The organism is Pseudolysinimonas kribbensis (assembly GCF_030161895.1).
GTDB classification, from domain to species: Bacteria; Actinomycetota; Actinomycetes; order Actinomycetales; family Microbacteriaceae; genus Pseudolysinimonas; species Pseudolysinimonas kribbensis.
This window is the reverse complement of the sequence record NZ_BSVB01000001.1, coordinates 1017886-1040727: the sequence shown is the minus strand read 5'-3', so window position 1 is coordinate 1040727 and position 22842 is coordinate 1017886. Positions and strand designations below refer to the sequence as shown.

22 protein-coding genes, 1 tRNA gene and 4 pseudogenes are annotated in these 22842 nt (G+C 72.3%); 24 read left to right on the top strand and 3 right to left on the bottom strand.

Going from position 1 to position 22842, the window contains the following annotated elements; translation table 11 throughout:
* Positions 1-24 precede the first annotated feature (24 nt).
* From QQK35_RS05745 to QQK35_RS05635, 24 genes and pseudogenes are all read left to right on the top strand, one after another.
* The gene (locus tag QQK35_RS05745) at positions 25-999 is read left to right on the top strand and encodes a TadA family conjugal transfer-associated ATPase (RefSeq protein WP_425564968.1); all 975 of its coding nucleotides are present in this window, start codon (positions 25-27) and stop codon (positions 997-999) included.
* Entirely contained in the window at positions 996-1919 is a 924-nt protein-coding gene (locus tag QQK35_RS05740) for a type II secretion system F family protein (protein ID WP_284253321.1), read from the top strand. Before QQK35_RS05745 ends, QQK35_RS05740 begins: the two co-directional genes overlap by 4 nt.
* A gap of 124 nt (positions 1920-2043) precedes the next feature.
* Positions 2044-2223 carry a DUF4244 domain-containing protein gene (locus QQK35_RS05735; RefSeq protein WP_284253320.1) on the top strand — a complete coding sequence of 60 codons (180 nt, stop codon included), beginning with the start codon at positions 2044-2046 and terminating at the stop codon, positions 2221-2223.
* Positions 2201-2587 carry a TadE family type IV pilus minor pilin gene (locus tag QQK35_RS05730; RefSeq protein ID WP_344201347.1) on the top strand — a complete coding sequence of 129 codons (387 nt, stop codon included), beginning with the start codon at positions 2201-2203 and terminating at the stop codon, positions 2585-2587. The genes QQK35_RS05735 and QQK35_RS05730 overlap by 23 nt, the downstream gene beginning before the upstream one ends.
* On the top strand, positions 2584-2916 hold the full coding sequence (locus QQK35_RS05725; protein WP_284253318.1) for an Rv3654c family TadE-like protein: 333 nt from the start codon (positions 2584-2586) through the stop codon (positions 2914-2916). Before QQK35_RS05730 ends, QQK35_RS05725 begins: the two co-directional genes overlap by 4 nt.
* A 69-nt stretch (positions 2917-2985) precedes the next feature.
* A pseudogene (topA, locus tag QQK35_RS05720) lies at positions 2986-5720 on the top strand (type I DNA topoisomerase).
* Between the two features lie 7 nt (positions 5721-5727).
* Positions 5728-6375, top strand: a complete 648-nt coding sequence (gene tmk, locus QQK35_RS05715; RefSeq protein WP_284253317.1) for a dTMP kinase — start codon at positions 5728-5730, stop codon at positions 6373-6375.
* A gap of 44 nt (positions 6376-6419) precedes the next feature.
* Positions 6420-7564: pseudogene (locus tag QQK35_RS05710) on the top strand (DNA polymerase III subunit delta').
* 105 nt (positions 7565-7669) lie between these two features.
* A complete protein-coding gene (locus tag QQK35_RS19660; RefSeq protein ID WP_348534895.1) occupies positions 7670-8032 on the top strand; it encodes a hypothetical protein in 363 nt (120 codons plus the stop codon).
* Positions 8029-8589, top strand: a pseudogene (locus QQK35_RS19655) (alpha/beta fold hydrolase); the annotation flags it as partial. The gene QQK35_RS19660 and the pseudogene QQK35_RS19655, both read left to right, overlap by 4 nt.
* 44 nt (positions 8590-8633) lie before the next feature.
* Positions 8634-9215 carry an alpha/beta hydrolase gene (locus QQK35_RS19650; protein ID WP_348534894.1) on the top strand — a complete coding sequence of 194 codons (582 nt, stop codon included), beginning with the start codon at positions 8634-8636 and terminating at the stop codon, positions 9213-9215.
* Positions 9216-9331: 116 nt separating this feature from the next.
* Positions 9332-9967 (top strand): TetR family transcriptional regulator, encoded by a 636-nt coding sequence (locus QQK35_RS05700; RefSeq protein WP_284253316.1) that lies wholly within the window; start codon positions 9332-9334, stop codon positions 9965-9967.
* Between the two features lie 62 nt (positions 9968-10029).
* A tRNA-Thr gene (locus tag QQK35_RS05695) sits at positions 10030-10105 on the top strand.
* Between the two features lie 119 nt (positions 10106-10224).
* Entirely contained in the window at positions 10225-11109 is an 885-nt protein-coding gene (sigJ, locus tag QQK35_RS05690) for an RNA polymerase sigma factor SigJ (protein ID WP_348534996.1), read from the top strand.
* A 76-nt stretch (positions 11110-11185) separates the two neighbouring features.
* Complete coding sequence (locus tag QQK35_RS05685) at positions 11186-11779, top strand: VOC family protein (protein WP_284253315.1); 594 nt, start codon at positions 11186-11188, stop codon at positions 11777-11779.
* On the top strand, positions 11715-12290 hold the full coding sequence (locus QQK35_RS05680; RefSeq protein ID WP_284253314.1) for an LUD domain-containing protein: 576 nt from the start codon (positions 11715-11717) through the stop codon (positions 12288-12290). Before QQK35_RS05685 ends, QQK35_RS05680 begins: the two co-directional genes overlap by 65 nt.
* A 65-nt stretch (positions 12291-12355) precedes the next feature.
* A complete protein-coding gene (locus QQK35_RS05675) occupies positions 12356-12823 on the top strand; it encodes a YybH family protein (protein WP_284253313.1) in 468 nt (155 codons plus the stop codon).
* A gap of 33 nt (positions 12824-12856) precedes the next feature.
* Positions 12857-14341, top strand: a complete 1485-nt coding sequence (locus QQK35_RS20280; RefSeq protein WP_431311796.1) for an FAD-binding oxidoreductase — start codon at positions 12857-12859, stop codon at positions 14339-14341.
* A gap of 69 nt (positions 14342-14410) precedes the next feature.
* On the top strand, positions 14411-14788 hold the full coding sequence (locus tag QQK35_RS05660) for a hypothetical protein (protein WP_284253312.1): 378 nt from the start codon (positions 14411-14413) through the stop codon (positions 14786-14788).
* Complete coding sequence (locus QQK35_RS05655; protein ID WP_284253311.1) at positions 14785-15219, top strand: hypothetical protein; 435 nt, start codon at positions 14785-14787, stop codon at positions 15217-15219. Before QQK35_RS05660 ends, QQK35_RS05655 begins: the two co-directional genes overlap by 4 nt.
* Positions 15220-15333: 114 nt before the next feature.
* Positions 15334-16316 (top strand): annotated as a pseudogene (locus tag QQK35_RS05650) (Gfo/Idh/MocA family protein).
* Between the two features lie 26 nt (positions 16317-16342).
* A complete protein-coding gene (locus tag QQK35_RS05645; protein ID WP_284253310.1) occupies positions 16343-17794 on the top strand; it encodes a D-alanyl-D-alanine carboxypeptidase in 1452 nt (483 codons plus the stop codon).
* 28 nt (positions 17795-17822) lie between these two features.
* Positions 17823-18422, top strand: a complete 600-nt coding sequence (locus QQK35_RS05640; RefSeq protein WP_284253309.1) for an isochorismatase family protein — start codon at positions 17823-17825, stop codon at positions 18420-18422.
* Between the two features lie 98 nt (positions 18423-18520).
* Positions 18521-19093, top strand: coding sequence for a dihydrofolate reductase family protein (locus QQK35_RS05635; RefSeq protein ID WP_284253308.1), 573 nt, complete (start codon positions 18521-18523; stop codon positions 19091-19093).
* Here QQK35_RS05635 and QQK35_RS05630 read toward each other — a convergent pair.
* The 3 genes from QQK35_RS05630 to QQK35_RS05620 are packed head-to-tail and all read right to left on the bottom strand — an operon-like array spanning position 19090 to position 22839.
* Complete coding sequence (locus QQK35_RS05630) at positions 19090-20028, bottom strand: RNA polymerase sigma-70 factor (RefSeq protein ID WP_284253307.1); 939 nt, start codon at positions 20026-20028, stop codon at positions 19090-19092. The genes QQK35_RS05635 and QQK35_RS05630 overlap by 4 nt on opposite strands.
* Positions 20025-21389 carry an NAD-dependent epimerase/dehydratase family protein gene (locus QQK35_RS05625; RefSeq protein WP_284253306.1) on the bottom strand — a complete coding sequence of 455 codons (1365 nt, stop codon included), beginning with the start codon at positions 21387-21389 and terminating at the stop codon, positions 20025-20027. Before QQK35_RS05625 ends, QQK35_RS05630 begins: the two co-directional genes overlap by 4 nt.
* The gene (locus QQK35_RS05620) at positions 21310-22839 is read right to left on the bottom strand and encodes an ABC transporter ATP-binding protein (protein WP_284253305.1); all 1530 of its coding nucleotides are present in this window, start codon (positions 22837-22839) and stop codon (positions 21310-21312) included. Before QQK35_RS05620 ends, QQK35_RS05625 begins: the two co-directional genes overlap by 80 nt.
* Positions 22840-22842 lie beyond the last annotated feature (3 nt).

The following is a 22842-nucleotide window of genomic DNA, read 5'->3' as shown; positions in this document are numbered from 1 at the left end:
GGGTGATCGTCGCATCCTCGTCGGGTGGTCTTCGTCGCGCGCGCTCCGGATGCCGCTGCCGTCGGGAGCGGGCCGCGCGACGTCGCGTTGTTCGGCGTGCTGGCGGAGGTCGTCGCCCGCGTCGGCGTGACCGACGTGTTCGTCAATCCCGACGGATCGGTCTGGTGCGATGCCGGGCAGGGCGCGGCCGCCGTCGACGGGATGCGGCTGCCGCCCGACGAGGCGCGTGAGCTCGCGGTGCGTCTCGTCTCGCTCGGGGGCAGGCACGTCGACGAGGCGACCCCGGCCATGGACGTGCGACTCGGCGACGGAGTGCGCGTGCACGCGGTGCTGCCGCCGGTGTCGCCGGGCGGCGCCGCCCTGTCGATCCGCCTCCAGCGCACGCGGCCGTTGAGCGCGCGGGAGCTGGCCGAGGGCGGGATGTTCGCCGACGTGCCGCTGGACGGCATCCGGGACCTGGTGCGCGGCCGCGCCAACCTCCTCGTGACGGGCGCCGGCGGCAGCGGCAAGACGACGCTGCTCGGCGCACTGCTCGGGCTCGCGCCGCCGCACGAGCGCATCGTGCTGATCGAGGACGTCGCGGAGCTGCGGGTGCGGCATCCGCACGTCGTGGCGCTCGAGGCGCGTCAGCCGAATCTCGACGGCGCCGGCGCGATCGGGCTCGAGCGGCTCGTGCGGGAGGCCCTGCGGATGCGTCCGGACCGGCTCGTGGTCGGCGAGGTGCGGGGCGCGGAGCTGCGCGAGCTGCTGGGCGCGCTCAACACCGGGCACGACGGAGGCGCGGGCACGCTGCACGCGAACTCGCTCGCCGACGTGCCGGCGCGGCTCGAGGCGCTCGGGGCGCTCGCCGGACTCGGTGCCGAGGCGCTCGCGCGCCAGGCCGTCAGTGCGATCGACGCGGTGCTGCACCTCGAGCGCACCGGGTCGGGTCGCCGGCTGACGGCGCGGGGAACGCTCCGGCTCGACCGGCGCGGACGGCTGGCGGTGTCGACGGGATGACGCGGTCGCGCTCGAGGGGCCGCCCCGATTTCGCCGCGGCGGCGTCCGATGTCGAGCGGCTCGCGGTGCTGCTCGATGCGGGCGTGACGCCGTCCTCCGCCTGGACGCACGTCGCCGCGGGCGGTGGGGCGGTCGCGCGATCGGTCGCCGCCGGAGCCCCGGCCGGGCATGAGCTCGCGATGCGGATCGGCGCGGCCGCGACCGCCGTCCAGGGCAGCGAGCGCGTCGGGTGGCAGGCGGTCGCCGCCGCGTGGCGGGTGGCCGCCGACGCCGGCGCGCCGCTGGCGCCCACCCTGCGCGACCTGGCGGCGACGCTGCGCGGTCTGGCGCAGGCGGCACGCGAGGTGGAGGTCGCGCTGGCGGGGCCGGTGGCCACCGCGCGGGTCGTGCTCCTCCTGCCGCTCGTCGGCATCGGCCTCGCGGCGCTGCTGGGGGTGAACGCCCTGGGCGCCCTGGTCACGACAGTGCCGGGGTGGGTCTGTCTCGCCGGCGGCGGCGGGCTGATCGTGCTCGGCATCCGGTGGATCGGCGGCATGGTGCGCGGGGCGTCCCGGCTCGACCCGACACCGGGCCTGCCGCTGGACCTGCTCGCGATCGCTCTGCGCGGCGGTGCGAGCGCGGATCGCGCGACCGCCCTCGTCGCCGAGTCGGTGACGGATGCCGGGTTGCCGGCGCCGGGCGAGGCGGGCGCCGAGGTGCTGGCGTTCAGTCGCGCGGCCGGTGTCCCGGCGGGCGCCCTGCTGCGGGCGGAGGCGGAGGAGCTGCGCCGCCGCGAGCGTGCGGCGGCCGCGATGCGCGCCGCGCGGCTGGAGACGCGGCTGCTCGCTCCGCTGGGCCTGTGCGTGCTGCCGGCCTTCGTGCTGCTCGGCGTCGCACCGGTCCTGCTCGCGCTCCTCTCGTCCACCGCGGCGGCACTGTGAGGCGCGTCCCCCGATCGCCGGGCCGGCGTGCCGTGGACCGGGCGACGGCGTCAGGCTCGACCCGTTCGTGCCCCGAACGAAAGCAGGAGCGCATGCCCCGAATCTCCCTCCGTTCCTTTCCTCCATGCCGGCCGCGCGCGTCCGGCGACTCGGTCGGGACGCGGGCGCCGCGACCGCCGAGTACGCCGTCGTGATCATGGCCGCTGTCGGCTTCGCCGGTCTGCTCGTCGTGATCCTCAAGTCCGGTGCCGTGCAGGGCATGCTGACGGATCTCGTGCACCGTGCGCTCACGGTCGCGGGCTGATCTCGATCGCGGGCATCGGGCCGATCGGCAGAGCGGTGCCGTCGCGGCCGAGTTCGCGGTGGCCCTTCCGGCCGTCATCCTCGTGCTCGTCGCGGCGTTGGCGGGCACGGGCGTCGCGGCCCTCCAGGTGCGCGCCGAGGACGCGGCCGCCGACGCGGCGCGGATCCTCGGCCGCGGGGAGCCTGCCGGTGCCGTCAGCCGGCATCTGCGCGAACAGCTGCCCGGCGCCGCCTGGTCGAGCTCGCCGCACGACGGGATGGTGTGCGTGCGAGTGCGCGTGACGGGAGCCGGGCCGGCGGCGATGTTCGGGGCGGTGGGGGCGACGAGTTGCGCCCTGGACGATCGACCGGGGGCCGCGGGGTGAGTCGGGATGACGGGGCGGGGGCCGTACTGGCCGTCGCGATCGTCGCCGCACTCGCCCTCGTCGCGAGCGCGGTCGTCGGTCTCGGCGCCGGTCTCGCGGCTCGCCAGCGGGTTCTCGCCGCCGCGGATGCCGCCGCCCTCGCGGCCGCGGACGTCGCGGCCGGAGCCGCTCCCGGCGACCCGTGCCCGGTCGCTGCGCGGGTCGCGGCGGCTGACGGGGCGCGGCTGCAGAGCTGCCTCGCGGACGGCCTCGTGCTCACGGTGCAGGTCGCCGGCGCCGTGGGCGGCATCCCGCTCACCGCCCGCGCGACGGCCGGTCCGCCACGATGACCCGTCGACCGCACGTCAGCGACCCCCGCGAACGACTGTGTATGGTGTCGCACGAATGGAAGGTGGACCGTGCCCGACAGCAAGAAGCTGGTGATCGTCGAGTCACCGGCGAAGGCCAAGACCATCGCCCAGTACCTGGGCGACGGCTACGAGGTGCAGGCCTCGGTCGGTCACATCCGCGACCTCATCGAACCGAAGAACCTGCCGCCGGAGCTCAAGAAGGGGCTCATGGGCAGGTTCTCGATCGACGTCGAGAACGGCTTCGTTCCTTATTACGTCGTCAGCGACGAGAAGAAGAGGACGGTCTCCGAGCTCAAGAAGGCCCTCAAGGACGCCGACGAGCTCTACCTCGCAACGGATGAGGACCGCGAGGGCGAGGCCATCGCGTGGCATCTGCTCGAGGTGCTGAACCCCAAGGTGCCCGTCAAGCGCATGGTGTTCCACGAGATCACCAAGGAGGCCATCCAGCGCGCCGAGCAGAACACGCGCGAGATCGACATGGACCTCGTGAACGCCCAGGAGACGCGCCGGGCGCTCGACCGCATCTACGGCTACGAGGTCTCGCCCGTGCTCTGGCGCAAGGTCGGGCCTGGCCTGTCCGCGGGGCGCGTGCAGTCCGCGGCGACCCGCCTGGTCGTGGACCGGGAGCGCGAGCGGCTCGCCTTCGTGTCGGCCGGATACTGGGATCTCGTGGCCCGGCTCGCCGCCACGGGCGGGGGCCGTCGTTCCAGGCCAAGCTCGTCCGCCTCGACGCGCGCCGGATCGCCACCGGTCGCGACTTCGACGACCGCGGCGTCCTGAAGAACGACGCGGTCGCCCTCGACGAGGCCTCCGCCGAGCGCCTCGCCGCGGCGCTGCGTGCGGATACCGCCCGCTGGAGTGTCGCGTCCGTCGAGTCCAAGCCGTACACGCGGCGCCCCGCGGCGCCGTTCACGACCTCCACGCTGCAGCAGGAGGCCGCCCGCAAGCTCCGGTTCTCGGCGCGACAGACGATGAGCGTGGCGCAGGGGCTGTACGAGAACGGCCACATCACCTACATGCGCACCGACTCGCCGAACCTGTCGCAGCAGGCGATCAATGCCGCGCGCAGCCAGGCGGCGAAGCTCTACGGCGCCGAGACGGTGCCCGAGAAGCCGCGCATGTACTCCGGCAAGTCGAAGAACGCGCAGGAGGCGCACGAGGCGATCCGGCCGGCCGGCGACGTGTTCAAGACGCCCTCGGAGCTCGCCGGCGTGCTGCGGGGCAACGACTTCAAGCTCTACGACCTGATCTGGAAGCGCACCGTCGCATCGCAGATGGCGGACGCGCGCGGGTCGACCGCGACCGTGACGATCGACGGTGCGACCGCGGATGCCGGCACCGCCGAGTTCACGGCATCCGGCACCGTCATCACATTCCGCGGGTTCCTCTCCGCGTACGAGGAGGGCACCGACGCCACGCGGGAGGACGCCGAGACGCGCGGCGACGCGGCCGCGGACGCCGAGGGCGACGACCTGCCGCCGCTGACCGAGGGCCAGGAGCTCGACGACCAGGAGGTCGAGGCGAAGGGCCACGAGACCAGCCCGCCGCCGCGCTACACCGAGGCGAGCCTCGTGAAGACGCTCGAGGAGCTCGGCATCGGCCGCCCCTCGACGTTCGCGAGCATCATCTCCACGATCATCGACCGCGGTTACGTCACGCCGCGCGGCACCGCGCTCGTGCCGAACTGGATCGCGTTCAGCGTCGTCCGCTTGCTGGAGGACCACTTCGCCGACCTCGTCGCCTACGACTTCACCGCGGAGATGGAGGAGGACCTCGACCGGATCGCCGACGGCGAGGCCGAGCGGGTCGGCTGGCTGACCGAGTTCTACTTCGGCAGCGACAAGCACCGGGGCCTGCGCAACGTCGTCGAGAACCTCGGCGAGATCGACGCCCGCGACATCAACTCGGTGCGCATCGCCGACGACATCACCCTCCGCATCGGGCGCTACGGTCCCTACCTCGAGGTGCCCGTCGAGGGATCGGACACCCCGCGCCGGGTGAACGTGCCCGACGAGATGGCGCCCGACGAGCTGACCGAGGCGCGGGCGCGCGAGCTCATCGAGGCGCCTGAGGTCGGCGACCGTGTGCTCGGCGAGAACCCCGAGAACGGCCGCACCATCGTCGCGAAGGACGGCCGCTACGGCCCGTACGTGACCGAGCTGCTCCCGGAGGAGCCCACCGACGGCGGCGAGACCGTCGATGCGGCCACGGGCGAGGTGAAGCCGAAGCCGAAGAAGAAGCCCGCCAAGAAGGACGCGCCGAAGCCGCGCACGGCATCCCTGTTGAAGTCGATGGACCCGGCGACCGTCGATCTCGACACGGCGCTCATGCTGCTGAGCCTGCCGCGTGTCGTCGGCGCCGACCCCGAGTCGGGCGAGGAGATCACGGCGCAGAACGGCCGGTTCGGGCCCTACCTCAAGAAGGGCACCGACAGCCGATCGCTCGAGTCGGAGCAGCAGATCTTCGAGATCGACCTTCCCGGTGCGCTCGCGGTGTTCGCCCAACCCAAGTACGGCGCTCGGCGGCCGTCGAGCGCGCTCAAGGAGTTCGACGCCGATCCCGTCAGCGGCAAGCCCATCCGCATCCGCGACGGGCGCTTCGGACCGTATGTGACCGACGGCGAGACGAACGCCACGATCCCGCGGGGCGAAGACGTGGAGTCCGTCGACTTCGAACGCGCCGTGCAGCTGCTCGCCGACAAGCGGGCGAAGGGCCCGGCCAAGCCGAAGACCGGCGCCCGGCGCACGGGCGGCACGGCCCGGCGCACCGTCGCGAAGAAGTAGGTCCCCGATGGCGCAGGGCCGCACTCGGCCGGGCGGCGGCGGTCTGTTCGTCACGTTCGAGGGCGGCGACGGCGCGGGCAAGTCGACCCAGGCCGCACTGCTCGAAACCTGGCTCACCGAGGCGGGTCGCACCGTCGTGCGCACGCGCGAGCCGGGCGGCACGGAGCTCGGCGACGAGCTGCGCGAGATCGTGCTGCACCGGCGCGGCCACATCGCGCCCCGCGCCGAGGCGCTCATCTACGCCGCCGATCGTGCCCACCACGTGGCCACGCTCGTGCGGCCGGCGCTCGCGCGGGGCGAGGTCGTCATCCAGGACCGCTACCTCGACTCGTCGGTCGCCTACCAGGGCGCGGGACGCGAGATCGACGGCGGCGAGATCCGCAACGTGTCGCTCTGGGCGACCGAGGGCCTGCTGCCCGACCTGACCGTGCTGCTCGACCTGGACCCCGCGATCGGACGCACGCGCCTCGACGCCGCGCGCACCCGGTACGACCGGCTCGAGGCGGAGGCCGCCGAGTTCCACGGCCGGGTGCGCGACGCGTACCTCGCGCTCGCCGCCGCCGAGCCGGAGCGCTTCCTCGTGCTCGACGCGACGCTCCCGGTGGAGGAGCTCGCCGCTGCGATCCGCGCCCGCGTCGCCGAGCTGGTCGGCTGAGCCGGACGCGACCCGCTCCCGGTGGTGGCCGGTAGCCTCGAGCCGTGGCGCTGTGGGATGAGCTGACCGGTCAGGCCGCGGCGATCGCGACCATGCGCACCGCGGCGGCGGCCCCCGCCGGCGACACCAAGGACACCCTCGCGCACAGCTGGCTCATCACGGGCCCCCGGGATCGGGCCGATCGACGCTGGCGTACGCCTTCGCCGCCGCACTGCTCTCGCGCGGGGGCGGCGACGCGGTCACGGATGCCCAGGTGGAGGCGCACACGCATCCCGACCTCGGCGTGCTGAGCACCGAGCGCGTCGTCATCTCGATCGAGGAGGTGCGCCGACTGGTGTCGACGAGTCAGTTCTCGCCGAGCGTCGGCCGCTACCGGGTCATGATCATCGAGGATGCCGATCGCATGACCGAGCGCACCTCGAACGTGCTGCTGAAGGCGCTCGAGGAGCCGCCGCCGCGCACGGTCTGGATCCTGTGCGCCCCGAGCGAGGCCGACCTGCTGCCGACGATCCGGTCGCGCGTGCGCACCGTGCGGCTGCGGGTGCCGAGCGTCGCCGAGGTCGCCGACCTCATCGAGCGCCGGGATGCCGTGCCGCGCCCCGACGCGGAGCGCGCCGCGCGTGAGGCGCAGTCGCACATCGGCATGGCGCACCGGCTCGCGACGAGCGACGAGGCCCGGGCGCGGCGGGCGCGCACCCTCCAGCTCGCCCTCGGCATCCGGAGCGTCTCCGGCGCGGTGCTGGCGGCCGCGGAGCTGCTCGAGGTCGCCGACGCCGACGCGAAGGCCATCACCGCCGAACGCGACGAGGAGGAGCGCGCCGCCGCGCTGCGCTCGCTCGGCGTCGAGCCCGGCGGCACGGTTCCGCCCGGGTTGCGCGCCCAGCTCAAGGCGCTCGAGGAGGACCAGAAGCGCCGCGCGACGCGGAGCCTGCGCGACGGGCTCGATCGCATCCTGGTCGACCTGCTGTCGCTGTACCGCGACATCCTGCTGCGGCAGCTCGACGTCGACTCGGAACCGGTCAACCTCGCGATCTTCGGCGAGCTCGAGTCGGCCGCCCGGGCATCGACGCCCGAGCGCACGCTCGCCACGCTCGATGCGATCGCCGCGGCGCGCGAGCGCATCCAGGGCAACGTCGCGCCCGCCCTCGCCCTGGAGGCGGTGCTGGTCGCCGCCGTGCGGCGACCCTAGGGGCGCAGTGCCGCCGTGCGGCGACCTGAGGGCAGAGTGCCGCCGTGCGGCGACCCTGAGCGACGGCTCAGCCGGATCGCACGCCCGCCCTGGCAGGATGTGCCCGTGATGACTTCCCGCCGCGGCACCCGGATCCGTGTCGCGGCCCTCGCCGCCGTCTGCGCAGCGGCCCTTTTGCTGAGCGGATGCTCGACGCTGTTCCCACCCGCGCGCCCGCACTCGACGACCTCGAAGCCGACGGGGGAGAAGGTCGAACCCGCGCTGCAGCCCTTCTACTCGCAGGTTCTGCACTGGCAGGCGTGCGCCGGCGGATTCCAGTGCGCCGACGCGCGCGCGCCGATGGATTGGAAGGACCCCGGCAAGGCGTCGATCAAGCTCGCGCTCATCCGGCACGTCGCATCGGGCACGCCGATCGGCTCGCTCCTCGTGAACCCGGGGGTCCGGGCGCATCGGGGGTCGACTTCGTGAAGCAGAGCCTGAGCTATGCGGTCGACTCGACCCTCGAGCAGCACTTCGACATCGTCGGGTTCGATCCCCGCGGCGTCGGGGCGTCGTCCGCCGTCGACTGCGGCGGCTCGCGCGAGCTGGACGACTTCATCTACGGGATCGTGCCCGGCACGCCCGGGTCCGATGCGTGGATCGCCCAGGTCGAGAAGGAGAACGGCCAGTTCGGCCAGGCCTGCCTGAAGAACACCGGGGCGCTGCTCCAGTACGTCGACACCGACAGTGCGGCGCGCGACATCGACCTGCTGCGCGCGGTGCTGGGCGACAAGAAGCTGAACTACCTCGGCTACTCCTACGGCACGCTGCTCGGTGCGACCTACGCGCAGCTCTACCCGAGGAAGACCGGCCGGCTCGTGCTCGACGGGGCGCTGGATCCGGCCACGAGCGACTTCGACGTCACGCTCACCCAGGCCAAGGGCTTCGAGAGCGCCTTCCGCGCCTACCTCGGCGACTGCCTGAGTCGTAAGGGATGTCCGTTCCACGGCACGGTGAACGGCGCGGTGACGCAGGTGCACCAGCTCCTCGAGCAGCTGCAGCAGCATCCGGTCGCGGGGAGGACGGCCGCATGCTCGGCGCGAACACCATGTTCACCGCGATCATCCTGCCGCTGTACGACCAGAGCAACTGGAAGTACCTCGACCAGCTCTTCGACGACGTGCGCCAGGGCGGCACCTCGATCGCGTTCCAGCTCGCGGACTCCTACAACGACCGGGACTCGAGCGGGGCGTACTCGTCGAACGAGACCGAGGCGTTCCAGGCGATCAACTGCCTGGACTACAAGACCGACTCCGACCCGGCCGACATGCGCCGCCAGGCCGCCCAGCTCGACGCGCAGGCGCCCCTGTTCGGCCCGGTCATGTCGTGGGGCGGCACGTCGTGCGCGACGTGGCCGTTCCCCGGCTCGCGCGATCGCGTCGCCATCCACGCCGCCGGGTCGGCGCCGATCATCGTGGTCGGCACGACCGACGACCCGGCGACGCCGTACGTCTGGGCGAAGAACCTCGCGAAGGAGCTGCAGAACGGTCATCTCGTCACCCGCACGGGCGAGGGGCACACCGGCTACAACAAGGGCAACCGCTGCGTGGATTCGGCGGTCGACGATTTCTTCGTGAGCGACAAGGTGCCGAGCCGCGACCCGCACTGTTGACCGAGGCCCGAGACGGGCCTCGGCGCTGGCGTCGCGGCGAAGGCCAGAAATGGCCTTCGCTCTGAGCTCCAGCGCGCCAGCGGGCGCAAAAATGCACTGGATGCAAGAATAGGACCATGTCCGAGACGGCGGTCGAACCCGGCCTGCGCGAGCGCAAGCGCCTCGCGACCCGTCGCGCCATCCTGCTCGCCGCGCTCCAGCTCGTGGGGGAGCGCGGCCTCGAGGCCACGACCGTCGACGAGATCAGCCGGATCGCCGACGTCTCGCCGCGCACGTTCTTCAACTACTTCCCGTCCAAGGAGGCCGCCCTCGCCGGGGAGGGCCCGCAGATGCCGGACGACGAGACGATCGAGCGGTTCGTCGCCTCGCGCGGTCCCCTGCTCGCCGACCTCGGCCACCTCTTCGACGCGGCCGCCGAGCACGCCTTCCACGACGCCGAGCTCATGGCGGCGCGCAAGGAGGTCTTCCACCGCTACCCGCACATCTCGGCGATCCGCATGGAGCGGTTCCGGCATTTCGAGGGCGAGCTCACCGATGTCGTGGACCGTCGCCTGGCCATGGAGCAGCCTGAGCTGACCCCCGAGGCCCGCTCCAGCCGTGCGCGGCTCGTCGTTCTCGTGTGCATCGCCACCATGCGTCACGCGTGGATGTGCTTCGCCGCGGAACGCGACTCCTCCGAGGGCATCGCGGATCGCATCCACGAGTCGTTCGCCGAGCTCGCCGAGCTGCTGCCGACCCTCCTCGATCGGTGAGCCGGGCTCGGTGAGACGGTCCGCCCGGCTCGGCTACACTCGTCAGGGCCCCTCAGGGGCGCGCCACCTTAGCTCAGTCGGCAGAGCGATTCACTCGTAATGAATAGGTCAAGGGTTCGATTCCCTTAGGTGGCTCCACGATGAGAGTCCGCGCCGCGTGCGATGCCGGGCCGCTGATGTCACATTCCGGCCCCTTGCTTCGTCGAAGAAGCGGAGGGCATGGTGGACGACACAGCAGGCGGTAGGCACGAGGACGTATCCGGGGGCCGCTCCTCGGCCACGAGCGGGCGCTGCTCAATCTCGCCTACCGGCTCCTGGGCTCCCTCGCCGACGCCCAGGATGCCGTCCAGGAGGCATACACCCGCTGGTATGCCCTCGCCGCAGAACAGCGGAACGCCATCGATTCGCCGGGGGCCTGGCTGAACACGGTCGTGAGCCGGGTGTGCCTCGACTTGCTCGGCTCCGCACGCGTGCGCCGCGAGGGGTACGTCGGCGAGTGGCTCCCCGAACCGCTGCCCGATTCTGTGCAGTGGCGAAGCGGAGGCGCCGAGATGGCCGCCGACCCGGCGGACCGGATCACGCTGGACGAGTCGGTCGACATGGCCCTTCTCGTGATCCTCGACTCCTTGACCCCCGCCGAACGCGTGGCGTTTCTCCTCCACGACGTCTTCCGCTACCCGTTCACCGAGATCGCGGAGATCGTGGGGCGCACGCCGGCCGCGTGCCGCCAACTGGCATCCTCGGCCCGCCGTCGGATCAAGGACGCGAGACCGGTCACGGCGTCCATCGGCGAACGTGCTGCCGTGGTGCGGAGCTTCAAGAGGGCCTGGGAGGCGAAGGACATCGGCGCCCTGGTCGCGATCCTCGACCCCTCCGCGACGGCCGTGGCCGACGGTGGCGGTCGCGTCAGGGCGTCCGTGATCCCCATCGAGGGCGGCGATCGGATCGCCGAGTTCCTGGTAGGCCTGGCCACCCGTGCGGGCGTCCTGACCCTGCTCGAACGGACCGTCAACGGGCAGCCCGGCCTTGTCGCCCTCGATCACGGGACGACAGCCGCGGTGTACGCGTTCGATGTCGCCGACCACCGCATCCAGCGCCTCTGGGTCATCCGCAATCCGGAGAAGCTCGGCAGCTGGAGGTGATCCTCCCCGGGCCTCACATTCCCGGGCGCCGTGTCGTCGAAGTAGCGAGTCATCCGAACAGGCAGAGGAGCACCCGATGGAACAGGCGATCAGCACCACACCGGCGTTCGCCCTGCATCTGATCGTCGACGACGTGGATCGCGGCATCCGCTGGTACGAGCAGGCTCTGGGCGCCAGGGTGACCCGGATCCTCCGGCTTCCCGACCGGACCATCGCGACCGCCGAGCTGGACCTGCACGGTCTGCAGATCGCGCTGGCCGCGCCCGTTCCGGGCACCGAACTGGCCAGCCCCGCGACCAGCGGCACATCGGCCGCGGCCTACCGCCTGCGCGTGGAGGACACCGACGCGGCGATGCAACGTGCCCTGGCCGCCGGAGCGACGCCAAGCCGCAACGTCGAGGACGCCTTCTGGGGGTGCGAACCGGGGAGGTCCTCGACCCGTCCGGACATCGATGGGCGTTCGACCAGCCGCTGCGCGCTGTGCCGGTGGAGGAGATCGAGAGCCGTCTGGCGGGGCTCCGGGCTCACGGCGCCCCGACGGCAGAACGATCATGACCGGTCGGGCGCACCCCGCGGCCTTCGCCCGGCCCGCGCCGGCCGACCGGGTGGAGCGCGTGGCCGATGCTCTGCAGGCCCGCGGCTTCTCGCCGGAGATCCTCGACGGTGCTGACGCGGCACGAGCCCGCGTCCGCGATCTGATCCCCGAACGTGCCAGCGTGTTCACCGCCGCGAGTGAGACCCTCCGCCTCTCGGGGATCGAGGAGGACGTCACGGCCGGCGGCCGCTACCGCGCGCTCAAGCCGCTCGCACTGAGGATGGACCGAGCCACGCAGGGCGACGACATCCGGCGCATGCTCGCCACCCCCGATGTCGTTCTCGGAAGTGTTGCGGCGGTCACCGAGGAGGGCTCGCTGGTGATCGCGTCCGCCAGCGGAAGTCAGCTGCCCTCGTACTCCGGAGGCGCCGCACGCCGGATCTGGGTCGTGGGTGCGCAGAAGATCGTGACGGACCTGAGTGCCGCGCTGCGGCGACTGGAGGAGCACTGCCTGCCGCTGGAGAACGCGCGCGCGCAAGCCGCCTACGGCTTTCCCAGCGCGATCAATCATCTCCTCGTCCTCAACGCCGAACCGCAGCCCGGGCGCAGCACCGTTCTGCTGCTGCGGGCAGCCGCCGGCTTCTGAACCGCGCGCGCGAACCCGCCCGAGGGGTCGAGATCGGAATCGACACGATGCACCACGAAGAAGGGATGGACCGGATGGCCACGGAACACGACATGGATGCGACCAGGATCCGACAGCAGGTCGACGCCCTGGCCGACTTCCTGCACGCCAAGGATGCCGAGGGGCTGAGAGGCCTGTACGCGACGGACGTCGTGTCGTTCGACATCGACCCGCCCCTGCAGCATCTCGGGGTGGAGGCGAAGATGAAGAACTGGGCGAATGCCTTCGCGTTCTTCGACGACCTCGCGTACGAGATTCGGGACTTCCACCTGACAGTCGGGGGCGATGTGGCGTTCGGTCACGGCTTCGGACGTCTGAGCGGCACGCTGAAGAACGGCTCGGCGACAGCGGGGATGTGGGTCAGAGCCACATTCGGCTTTCGGAAGGTCGACGGCACCTGGGTGATCGCACACGACCAGGTATCGGTCCCCTTCGACGTGACGACCGGCGACGCCGTCACCGACCTCGAGCCGGCGGCCCCGGCCGGTGCCTGATCGTCGACCTGCGAACGGACACGGAGGATCCCCATGAATTCACATCTCGACACCCTCGCCGGTGACTTCCTCGGCGAGATCATCGAACCGGATGCGCCGGCGTACGAATCCGCGCGCCGGACCGTTCTGACGTCGGGGAGCCCCGCGTATGTCCTGCGCCCGGCGAACGTCGCCGATGTGCAGGCGGCGGTGCGTTTCGCGACCCAGGCCGCGCTGCCGCTGTCCGTCCGCGGTGGTGGCCACTCGTTCGCCGGCTTCGGCACCAACGAGGGCGGCGTGGTGATCGAGCTGGGCGGGCTGGCCGAGGTGCGGCTGCTCGACCGGGAGCGCAACATCGTGCGCATCGGCGGCGGCGCCACGTGGGGGCAGGTCGCGGCGCACCTGGCTCCGCTCGGTCTGGCGATCTCGTCCGGAGACACGAAGAGCGTCGGTGTGGGCGGGCTGACCCTGTCGGGCGGAATCGGCTGGAAGGTGCGCAGATACGGTCTCGCCCTGGACAGCGTGATCGCCGCCGAGGTGGTGGTCGCGGACGGCGGACTCGTGCGAGCGAGCGCCGATGAGAACCCCGACCTGTTCTGGGCGATCCGCGGTGGTGGCGGCAACTTCGGCATCGTCGTGGCCTTCGACTTCGTCGCGCACAGGACGACCGACGTCTTCTCGGGTGCGATCTCCTTTCCCGCCGTGGAGGCTCCGCGGGTGCTTCGGGGGTGGGCGGAGTATCTGCGCGACGCCCCTGACGAACTCACCTCGGCCGCCGAGCTGGCCAACCCCTTCGCCGGCGGGCCGGATGCCCCGGTCGTCATCCGCGTCGTGTTCGACGGTGATGATCCGGAACGCGCCGCCACCGCGCTCGCGCCGATCCGCGCTCTCGGCACGGTGATCGCCGACGACGTCGCGCTCACGCCGTACCCCGAGGTCCTCGCCGACGGCGCCACGGCGCCCCTCGGCATCCGGCTGGTCACTCGGAGCGCCTTCGTCGACCCCGAATCGGTGCAGGAGGTGCTCGACACGCTGGTGGAGACCGCCTCGTCGGCAGGAGGACCATTCGTCGGCGTCCGGAGTCTCGGCGGTGCCGTCGCGCGCGTCCCCGCTGACGCGACCGCCTATGCGCATCGCGCCGCCGAGCTCTTGGTGATCACGACCCTCGCGGGCCCCCGCCGGTTGTCGAGGCCGCTCGTGGCGCACTGGACGCGACCTGGGCGAGACTCGGCCCGCTCGTGGTGGGCGCCTACGGGAACTTCCTGTCGACGGCCACCGACGAGGATGTCGCCGCGATCTATCCCCCGGCCGCGCTGCGCCGGCTGGCGACGATCAAACGCCGCTACGACCCGGACGACGTGTTCGCCGGCAACCACAACATCCGGCCCGACCCGGCGTAGGCCGGCGAACCCCGGGGCTCCGAAGCGGTCCCACGAGCCGTCGCGACCCCCGCATCGGGGTTGCCACCACCCGCAGGCGGGCGTAGCGTCCGACACAGACATCGGAATCATCTCCGGGGGAGAGCCGGTGTTCAGCTGAGCTTGGTCTGGGGGGACCATGAAGAAGACCCTGATTCTGGGCACCGTTTTCTCTCTCGTACTCATTCTCGTGATGCCGTTCGCCGGCGGCGCGGGTCCATCGCTGTTCGAGCCGGCGTACGCGGCCGAGTCGGCGGCGATCGCGCCGGTCGCGGCGAGCGATCCGGCTGCCGCGGCACCGGTGACCGACGCGGCCGACGCCGCGAGCGCGGTCACGGTGCAGACGGCGAGCGTGCTGGCCTCCGCGCGCAGCATCCCGGACACCGAGCACCTGGCGCAGAAGCCGGTGCCGAAGCCCGTGGTGATCACGCCGCAGGCGGCCGCGAGCCGCGACGGGGCGCGTCGGTGCGCCGCGCCGCGCGCGCGGCGGCCGGTCAGTCGTGCCCGAGCGGCGGCGGCGGGGGCGGCAGCGCGCCCGGGCGGGCCGACCCGCTCGGACAGGGGATGATCACCGGCACGACGACCGCTGACATCCAGTCGTTCTCGGCCACCTACAACTCGATCCGCGTGCAGAACTGCCTCACGCCGATCCCCTCGGGCAACTTCCGGTACGACTCCTGCATGGAGGACCGGCTGTTCTGGATCGCCGAGGACCCGAGCACCGACCCGAACAGCGCGTGGGGCCACAGCGGCACGCCGCGCAGCGACGGGGTGCCGGCACGCGGCTGCGACGGCAACCTCGCCGGCGGCTCCGGCAACTCGGGCGCGACGGTCGCGTCGAAGTGGTGGATCTCGATCGACCACCGGCTCTCCCTGTACCGCCCGAGCTACACGGGCAGCACGGCGCACGTGTGCATCTACTTCGCCATGTCGCACGGCGGTATCCCGAACGAGCCGTCGAGCTTCACGCGAGCCGCGGCACGCTGGGTCAGCTGCTAGCCGCCCCCACAGCTCCGGGGAGGACGTGGGGTTCTCAGCCCCCGCGTCCTCCCCGGTCATCTGCCGGCCACGCCCCCTCCGCGATGCCCGGCCGGGCGCCGGTAGCCTGGCGGGATGACGGAACACCTGCGCTGGGGCATCCTCGCCACCGGCGGTATCGCCCAGTCGTTCGTGAAGGACCTGCAGCTGATCGGCGCCCCGGTCGCGGCGGTCGGATCGCGGGATCTCGGCAAGGCGCGGGCATTCGCCGATCGCAACGGCATCCCGAACGCGCACGGCAGCTATGAGGAGCTCGTCGCCGACCCCGACGTCGACGTGATCTACGTCGCGACCCCGCACTCGGCGCACGCGTCGGCGGCGCTGCTCGCGCTCGCGGCGGGCAAGCACGTGCTCCTCGAGAAGCCGTACACGATCAATGCGGCCGAGGCGCAGCAGGTCGTCGACCTCGCCGAGTCGAGGGCCTCATCGTGCTCGAGGCGATGTGGACGCGCTGGATGCCGCACATGATCCGCATCCGCGAGATCATCGGCGCCGGCACGCTCGGCGAGCTGCGCAGCCTCATCGCCGACCACGACCAGAAGGCCTCCGCCGACCCCGCCGGCCGCATGCAGAACCCGGACCTCGGCGGCGGCGCCCTGCTCGACCTCGGCATCTACCCGGTGTCGTTCGCGTGGGACGTGCTGGGCGCCCCGGATCGCGTGCTGGCGATGTCCGACCCCACCGCGACCGGCGTCGACCAGCAGACGGCCATCGTCCTGGGCTATCCGGATGCGCGCATGGCGGTGCTGCACACCGAGCTCGACGCACGCGGTCCGAACCGCGCGGTGATCATCGGCACCGAGGCGCGGATCGAGATCGACCCGGTCTGGTACACGCCGACGTCGTTCCGCGTGATCGGGTCCGACGGCGCGGTGCTGGAGAGCTACGAGTCGAAGGTCGAGGGCCGCGGGATGCAGTTCCAGGCCGTCGAACTCGAGCGGCTCGTCGCGCACGGGCACGCCGCCGGCGACCTGCTGCCGCCCGCGGAGTCGGTCGCGATCATGGAGACGATGGACGAAATCCGGCGTCAGATCGGCCTGCGCTACCCCGGGGAGTGATCACGCCGGCTGGGTAGGGTGTCGGCGTGAGCGACGACCGGCAGGCTCGAGGGGGCGGGATCGCGGCGGCGTTCCGGCGCCATCCGGCCGCCTGGATCGTGGGCGCCGCCGCGCTCGCGTTCGTGCTGCTCGGCACCGGTGCCGTGTTCGCCGGGATGGCGTACGGTCGCACGCTCGCCGTCGCCGAGCCGTCTCCGACGCCTCGGGTGTCGACCCCGCCGCCGCGCCCCACGCCGTCGGCGACCGCGACCGCGAGCCGGCTCCGTACGTGCTCGATCGCCGGTCCGGCGGCGGATCCGCGCCTCATGACGCTCGAGGCCCAGGTGGCGCGAGCCGACTCCGGCGAGGTGCTGTTCGATCGCAACGCCGCGACACCCACCGCGACCGCGAGCCTGCTCAAGGTGCTCGTCGCGGCCGCCGCCGTCGACGTCCTCGGCCCCGACTACCGGATCCCGACCGATGTCGTCGATGGCGGGGCGCCGGGGACGGTCGTGCTCGTCGGGCACGGTGACGCGACCCTCAGCGCCACGCCGGCGGGTGCGCAGAGCGTCTACGCCGGCGCGCCGAAGCTCTCCACCCTCGCGGCCCAGGCGCTGACCGCCTACGCGGCCGCGCATCCGGGTGTTCCGATCACGACGGTCGTGCTCGATTCGAGCTACTGGACCGACACGGCGTGGGACCCCGACGTCAAGATGAGCGAGCGCACGCAGGGCTACCAGTCCTACACCACCGCGCTGCAGGTCGACGGCGACCGCCAGACCCCGGCGTACGAGACGAGCCCGCGCAGCACGGACCCGGTGGCCCGGGCCGGGGCCGCCTTCGTGCAGGCCCTGCACGCCGCCGACCCCGGCGGCGTCGTCGCGCCCTCGGTCGCCGCCGGCACGGGCACGGCGCCGGCCGGTGCGTCCCGCCTCGCGCAGGTGGTGTCGCAGCCGCTGCGCACCCTGCTGCCGCAACTGCTGCTGCCGAGCGACAACACGCTCGGTGAGATGCTCGCGCGGATCGTGTCGAAGAAGCAGGGGCTCGACGGATCGGCGGCATCGCTCCAGCAGGCCATCCCGGCGGCGCTCGCGCCGTACGGCATCCCGAGCACCGGGCTCACGATCCGCGACGGGTCGGGCGAGAGCCCGCGCAATGCCGTGCCGGCGAGCACCCTGACACAGCTCATGCGCATCGTGCAGGCCGGAACCCAGGGGCTCGACGTCGTGCGGGCGGCGCTGCCCGTGGCGGGGCGCTCCGGCGGACTGCAGGCGCGGTTCACCGGCCCGAACGCGATCGCCCGCGGGCACGTCACCGCGAAGACCGGCTGGATCGACATCGAGTACAGCCTCTCCGGGTTCATCGACGCCTCGGACGGCACGCGGCTCGTGTTCACCTTCTATGCCATGGGCCCGGGCATCAGCGCGGCGGCCAAGAGCGCCCTCGACACGCTCGCCACGGCCGTCTACCGCTGCGGCGACAACCTGTCGAACACCTGACCGACGCCGGCTGCGGTTGGATGGAGGGGTGACCAGGGCGCTGTTCATCATCGACGTGCAGAACGACTTCACCGAGGGCGGGGCGCTCGGGGTCGACGGCGGCGACGCCGTCGCGGCGGGGATCTCCGCGTACCTGCGAGCGCATCCCGAGCGATACGACGTCGTCATCGCCTCCCGCGACTGGCACGACGGCGACGGCACGAACGGCGGCCACTTCGCCTCGGACGCCCCGCCGGACTATGTCGAGACCTGGCCGGAGCACTGCGTCGCCGGCACACCCGGCGCCGAGTACGACCCCGGGCTCGACGCGACGCTCGTCGACGTGCACGTGCGCAAGGGCCAGGGCCGCCCCGCGTACTCGATCTTCGAGGGCACCGACGACGACGGCATCGGCTTCCCGGCCGTGCTCGACCGGCTCGGGGTGGACGACGTCGACGTCGCCGGGATCGCTACCGACTACTGCGTGCGCGCCTCCGCCCTCGACGCCCTCCGCTCCGGCCGCCGGGTGCGGGTGCTGACCGACCTCGTCGCGGGCGTCGCCGCCGAATCGAGTGCCGCGGCGCTCGAGGAGCTGCGGGGCGCCGGGGTGGTGGTGGCGGCATCCGGCACCGATCGGGGGCAGGATTGACTCATGGCCGCTCGGATCGTCCTCATCGCCTCCGTCGTGGTGGCCGTCGCGCTGTTCGTGGGCTTCGTGCTCACGGTCGTGATGGAGCACCAGAGCTAGTGGAGCTGTCGCCCCAGACCGCGGCGGGCAAGGTGCTCATGCACTTCTGCATCTCGCTCGACGGCTACGTCGCAGGTCCGGGGCACGACATGGCGTTCATGGAGGGCGCGACGACTCGCGAGGGACTGCATCGCGAGTACATCGAGACCACCGGCGCCGTGCTCGCCGGACGCTCCGGATTCGACAGCGCCATCGGCGACTCCCGCCCCTACGGAGGGGCCTGGCAGGGGCCGATCTTCGTGCTCACGCATCATCCCGACGACGCGGAGCCGATCGACGACATCACGGTGCTCTCCTGCCCGGTCGACGAGGCGGTCCGCATTGCGCTCGACGCCGCCGGCGGGAAGAACGTCGAGGTCTTCTCCCCGTCCATCTGCGCGCAACTGCTCGACCTCGGCTTGATCGACGAGATCGACATCCACATCGCGCCGGTGCTGCTGGGAGACGGTGTGCGCCTCTACGAGGCCCTCGGCGGTCGCATCCGGCATCTCCTGCTCGATGGGCCGGTGCCCAGCCGCACCGTCGACCTCCGCTACCGCCCGGCTCCGGCGGTCGCGGGCGACGCCCGCTAACTGCCGGGCCGGCGCCCCTCGTTCACCTGGCGCACGATCGCCCAGTTGTCGGCGACCGGCCCGATGTGCCCGAGCTTCTCGGGGTTGGTGACCGCGCGGATCGTCTGGATGCGGCCCTCGGCGATGTCGAGGCTCCAGGTCGTGATGACGAGCCCGCCGCGATCGCGGAAGATCGCGCCCGGCTGACCGTTGACCTCGTGCGGCTCGACGACGCCACCGATCCGCAGGAAGTCCGGCATGAGCGCGGACAGCAGCTTGACCACGTTGCGCCCGCCGAACATCCCGGTGCCCCACTGCGGCGCCTTGCCCCCGCTGTCGGCGACCAGGTGCACGTCGTCGGCGAGCAGCGTGCGCAGGCTCTCGACATCGCCGTCGTGCAGCGCCGTGAAGAAGCGCTCCGCGAGTCGCTCCCGCTCTCGTCGGTCGGCGTCGAACCGCGGCCGGCCCTCCTCCATGTGCCGGCGGGCGCGGGATGCCAGCTGGCGGCACGCCGCCTCGGACGACCCGACCGTCGCTGCGATCTCATCGAATGGGAAGCCGAAGACCTCGCGCAGCACGAACACGGCGCGCTCCAGCGGGCTGAGCCGCTCGAGCAGCAGCAGGGCGGCCATCGAGAGGGTGTCGGCCAGTTCGGTCGCGTGCTCCGGGTCCTGGTACGGCTCCTCGAGCAGCGGCTCGGGGAACCAGGTGCCGACATACTGCTCCCGCCGCATCCGCGCCGAGCGCAGCAGATCGATCGAAATGCGCGTCACGACCGCGGAGAGGAACGCCTTGGGGGATGCCGGATCCTCCTCGACGGCGTCGTACCGCAGCCAGGCCTCCTGCACCGCATCCTCGGCCTCCGCCGCGCTGCCGAGCAGCCGATAGGAGATCGAGAACAGCAGCGGGCGCAGCGCCTGGAACTCCTCGGCGCGTCCCTGCGCGGTCCGGCTCATGCCAATCCCTCCCGGAATCCCTGCCGCCACGACGGAAAGCGCAGCGTCCAGCCGAGCTCGCGCTTCGCCTTCGCGTTCGAGAAGCCGCGGCCCTGCGTCATCATGATGACGGCCACCTCGCCCGCGAGCATCCGGGCCAGCCACACCGGCACGCGCATGGGCGGCTTGCCGCCGGCCGCCTGGGCGAGGGCGGGTAGCCACTCGTTCGCGGCCGCGGGCTCGTCGTCGCCGACGTCGAACACCCCGCGGGCGCGCTGCTCGAGGGCGAGCACCGTCGCGCTCGCCGCGTCGTCCAGGTGCAGCCACGAGCTGCGGCCCTCGCCGTTGCCGACGAGCGGGTACTGCCGCCGGCGCACCAGCTCCACCTGATCGTCGCTGGCGCCGGGGCCGTAGAGCGCGCCGTAGCGCAGCACCGCGCCGTCCACGGCGAGCACCGCCTTCTCGAGGTGCGCGATGGCGAGCGAGTTGGCGTGCGCCGCGGTGCCCTCGTGCAGGTCGAGCGGGTCGTCCTCGGTCTTGACCCAGCCGCCCTCGCGGAGGCCGTTCCACGACCCATAGCTCTGGGCGACGACGTGCGCCACGCCCGTCGCGGCGGCCGCGGCGAGCAGATGGTCGGTGCCCTCGGTGCGCAGCCGGTTGGTGGGGCCGAACCAGCGGTCGATGTGCTTCAGGTCGGGCTTGCCCGCGTGCTTCTCGGAGATGCCGGTCATCTGATGCACGATCGCGTCGGGCTCGGCGGCCGCGACGGCCTCGCCGACGGATGCCGCATCCAGCCCGTCCATGACCACGCCTCGCGCCCCCAGCGCTTCGATCCCGGCGACCTTGGCCGGGTTCGTCGTCGTCGCCGTCACCTCGTGGCCGCGCGCGACCAGCTGCGGCACCAGCCGCCGCCCGACCACTCCCGTGCCACCTGCCACGAACACCTTCATCGCATCCTCCTCCGTTGCGTCGTCACGCACGAGACGAGGCAGCGCACCCGGATGTGACATCCCGCCCCCACTGGCCAAAAACGCATAGTGCGGGACCCCCGCACTATGCGTTTTCGGCCAGTCAGACGAGGAGTTGGTGCTTCGCGAGGTCGCGGTAGAGGGGGTGGATGCCACGAGCTCCGAGTGGGTGCCGACGCCGACGACGCGGCCGTGGTCGAGCACGACGATGCGGTCCGAGTCGACGACGGTGGAGAGCCGGTGGGCGATGACGAGCAGGGTGCGATCCTGCGCAACGGCGTCGATGGCATCCCGCAGCAGCTGCTCGTTGAGCCCGTCGAGCGAGGCGGTCGCCTCATCGAGCAGCAGGATCGGCGTCTGTTGCAAGAGCGCCCGAGCGATCGCCAGGCGCTGACGCTCGCCGCCGGAGAGCATGACGCCGTCCTCGCCGACGGGCGCGTCGAGCCCTTCGGATCGCGGGCGAGCACCTCGTCGAGATTGACATCGTGCAGCACCCGGCGGCAGTCGTCGTCGGTCGCGTCGGGGAGCCCAGCAGCAGGTTGTCGCGGATGCTGCCGGCCAGCACCGGGGCATCCTGCTCGACGTACCCGATCCGCGAGCGCAGCTCGAGCCGGTCGATTCCCCGTACGTCGGCGCCGCCGACCCGCACGACGCCCGAGGTCGGGTCGTAGAAGCGCTCGATGAGCGCGAGGATCGTGCTCTTGCCCGCGCCGGAGGGTCCGACGAGGGCGACGCGCTGTCCGCGCGGCACCTCGAAGCTGACCCCGTGCAGCACCTCTGTGCCGTCCTCGTCCTCGGGCACCTGATACCCGAACCGCACGTCGTCGAAGGCGATCGCCGCGTCCGACGACCCGGGGGCGGCCGGCTCGAGCGCCGCGTCGCCCTCGTCCTCACTCGGCGTCGTGATGATCTCCTGGATGCGGCCGAGCGCACCGAGCGCCTGGTTGACGGAGTTGAGCGCGCCGAACGCCTGCCCCAGCGGCATGATCATCATGAACAGGAACAGGATGAACGCGACCAGGTTCGCGATCGTGATCGCCCCGCTCGCCACCCGGTAGCCGCCCACGCCGAGCACGACGAGGAACGAGACCTGCAGCGCGATCCCCGCGACCGGCACGACGAGCGCGGAGATCTTCGCGACCCGGATGCCGGCCCGGTACGCCCCGCGCGCGTCCTCCTCGACCGCGACGGTCTCCCGTTCGGTGGCGTTCGCCGCCCGCACGGTGCGGATCGCGCTGATCGCGCGCTCCACCGCCGCCGCGAGGTCGCCGACCTTTTCCTGCTGCTGCCGGCTCGCGACCCGCACGCGGGAGGAGAGCGCGACGACGCCGACGATCGACACCGCGATCACCAGCACGGTCAGCCCGAGCAGCACCGGGTCGATGACGAGCATCGCGATGAGCGCGCCGACGAACACGACGGCGCCGCCGATCGCATCCACGAGTCCCTGCGTGATGACGGCGTAGAGCAGCGTCGTGTCGGATCCCACGCGCGAGACGAGGTCGCCGGTGCGGCGGCGGTCGAACTCCGAGATCGGCAGGCGCAGCATCCGGCGCACCAGCTGGCGGCGCGCCGACAGCACGACGCTCGTGCCCGCGCGCTGCAGCAGGTAGTGCTGGATGCCGCTGATGAGCGCCGAGACGACGACGAGCGCGACGAGCGCCCACACCAGCCACCCGAGCGCGCCGCCCTTCTGCACGATGCCGATCACTTGGCTGACGAGCAGCGGCTGCACGAGCGAGGTGGCCGCGCCGACCAGGCTGAGCGCGACGACGACCGCCAGGATGCCGCGATGCTCGGTGAGGTAGGGCAGCAGCTGGCGGAAGCTCGCCCTCGGCCCGTCGTCCTTCGGCCTCCCGAACATCGA

Excerpts from the sequence above, each read along its gene's own strand:
- QQK35_RS05740 (WP_284253321.1), top strand. The coding sequence starts at position 996 with ATGACGCGGTCGCGCTCGAGGGGCCGCCCCGATTTCGCCGCGGCGGCG.
- QQK35_RS05735 (WP_284253320.1), top strand. The coding sequence starts at position 2,044 with ATGCCGGCCGCGCGCGTCCGGCGACTCGGTCGGGACGCGGGCGCCGCG.
- tmk (WP_284253317.1), top strand. The coding sequence starts at position 5,728 with ATGGCGCAGGGCCGCACTCGGCCGGGCGGCGGCGGTCTGTTCGTCACG.
- QQK35_RS19650 (WP_348534894.1), top strand. The coding sequence starts at position 8,634 with ATGCTCGGCGCGAACACCATGTTCACCGCGATCATCCTGCCGCTGTAC.
- QQK35_RS05700 (WP_284253316.1), top strand. The coding sequence starts at position 9,332 with ATGTCCGAGACGGCGGTCGAACCCGGCCTGCGCGAGCGCAAGCGCCTC.
- QQK35_RS05685 (WP_284253315.1), top strand. The coding sequence starts at position 11,186 with ATGGAACAGGCGATCAGCACCACACCGGCGTTCGCCCTGCATCTGATC.
- QQK35_RS05675 (WP_284253313.1), top strand. The coding sequence starts at position 12,356 with ATGGACCGGATGGCCACGGAACACGACATGGATGCGACCAGGATCCGA.
- QQK35_RS20280 (WP_431311796.1), top strand. The coding sequence starts at position 12,857 with ATGAATTCACATCTCGACACCCTCGCCGGTGACTTCCTCGGCGAGATC.
- QQK35_RS05655 (WP_284253311.1), top strand. The coding sequence starts at position 14,785 with ATGATCACCGGCACGACGACCGCTGACATCCAGTCGTTCTCGGCCACC.
- QQK35_RS05630 (WP_284253307.1), bottom strand. The coding sequence starts at position 20,028 with ATGAGCCGGACCGCGCAGGGACGCGCCGAGGAGTTCCAGGCGCTGCGC.
- QQK35_RS05625 (WP_284253306.1), bottom strand. The coding sequence starts at position 21,389 with ATGCTCTCCGGCGGCGAGCGTCAGCGCCTGGCGATCGCTCGGGCGCTC.
- QQK35_RS05620 (WP_284253305.1), bottom strand. The coding sequence starts at position 22,839 with ATGTTCGGGAGGCCGAAGGACGACGGGCCGAGGGCGAGCTTCCGCCAG.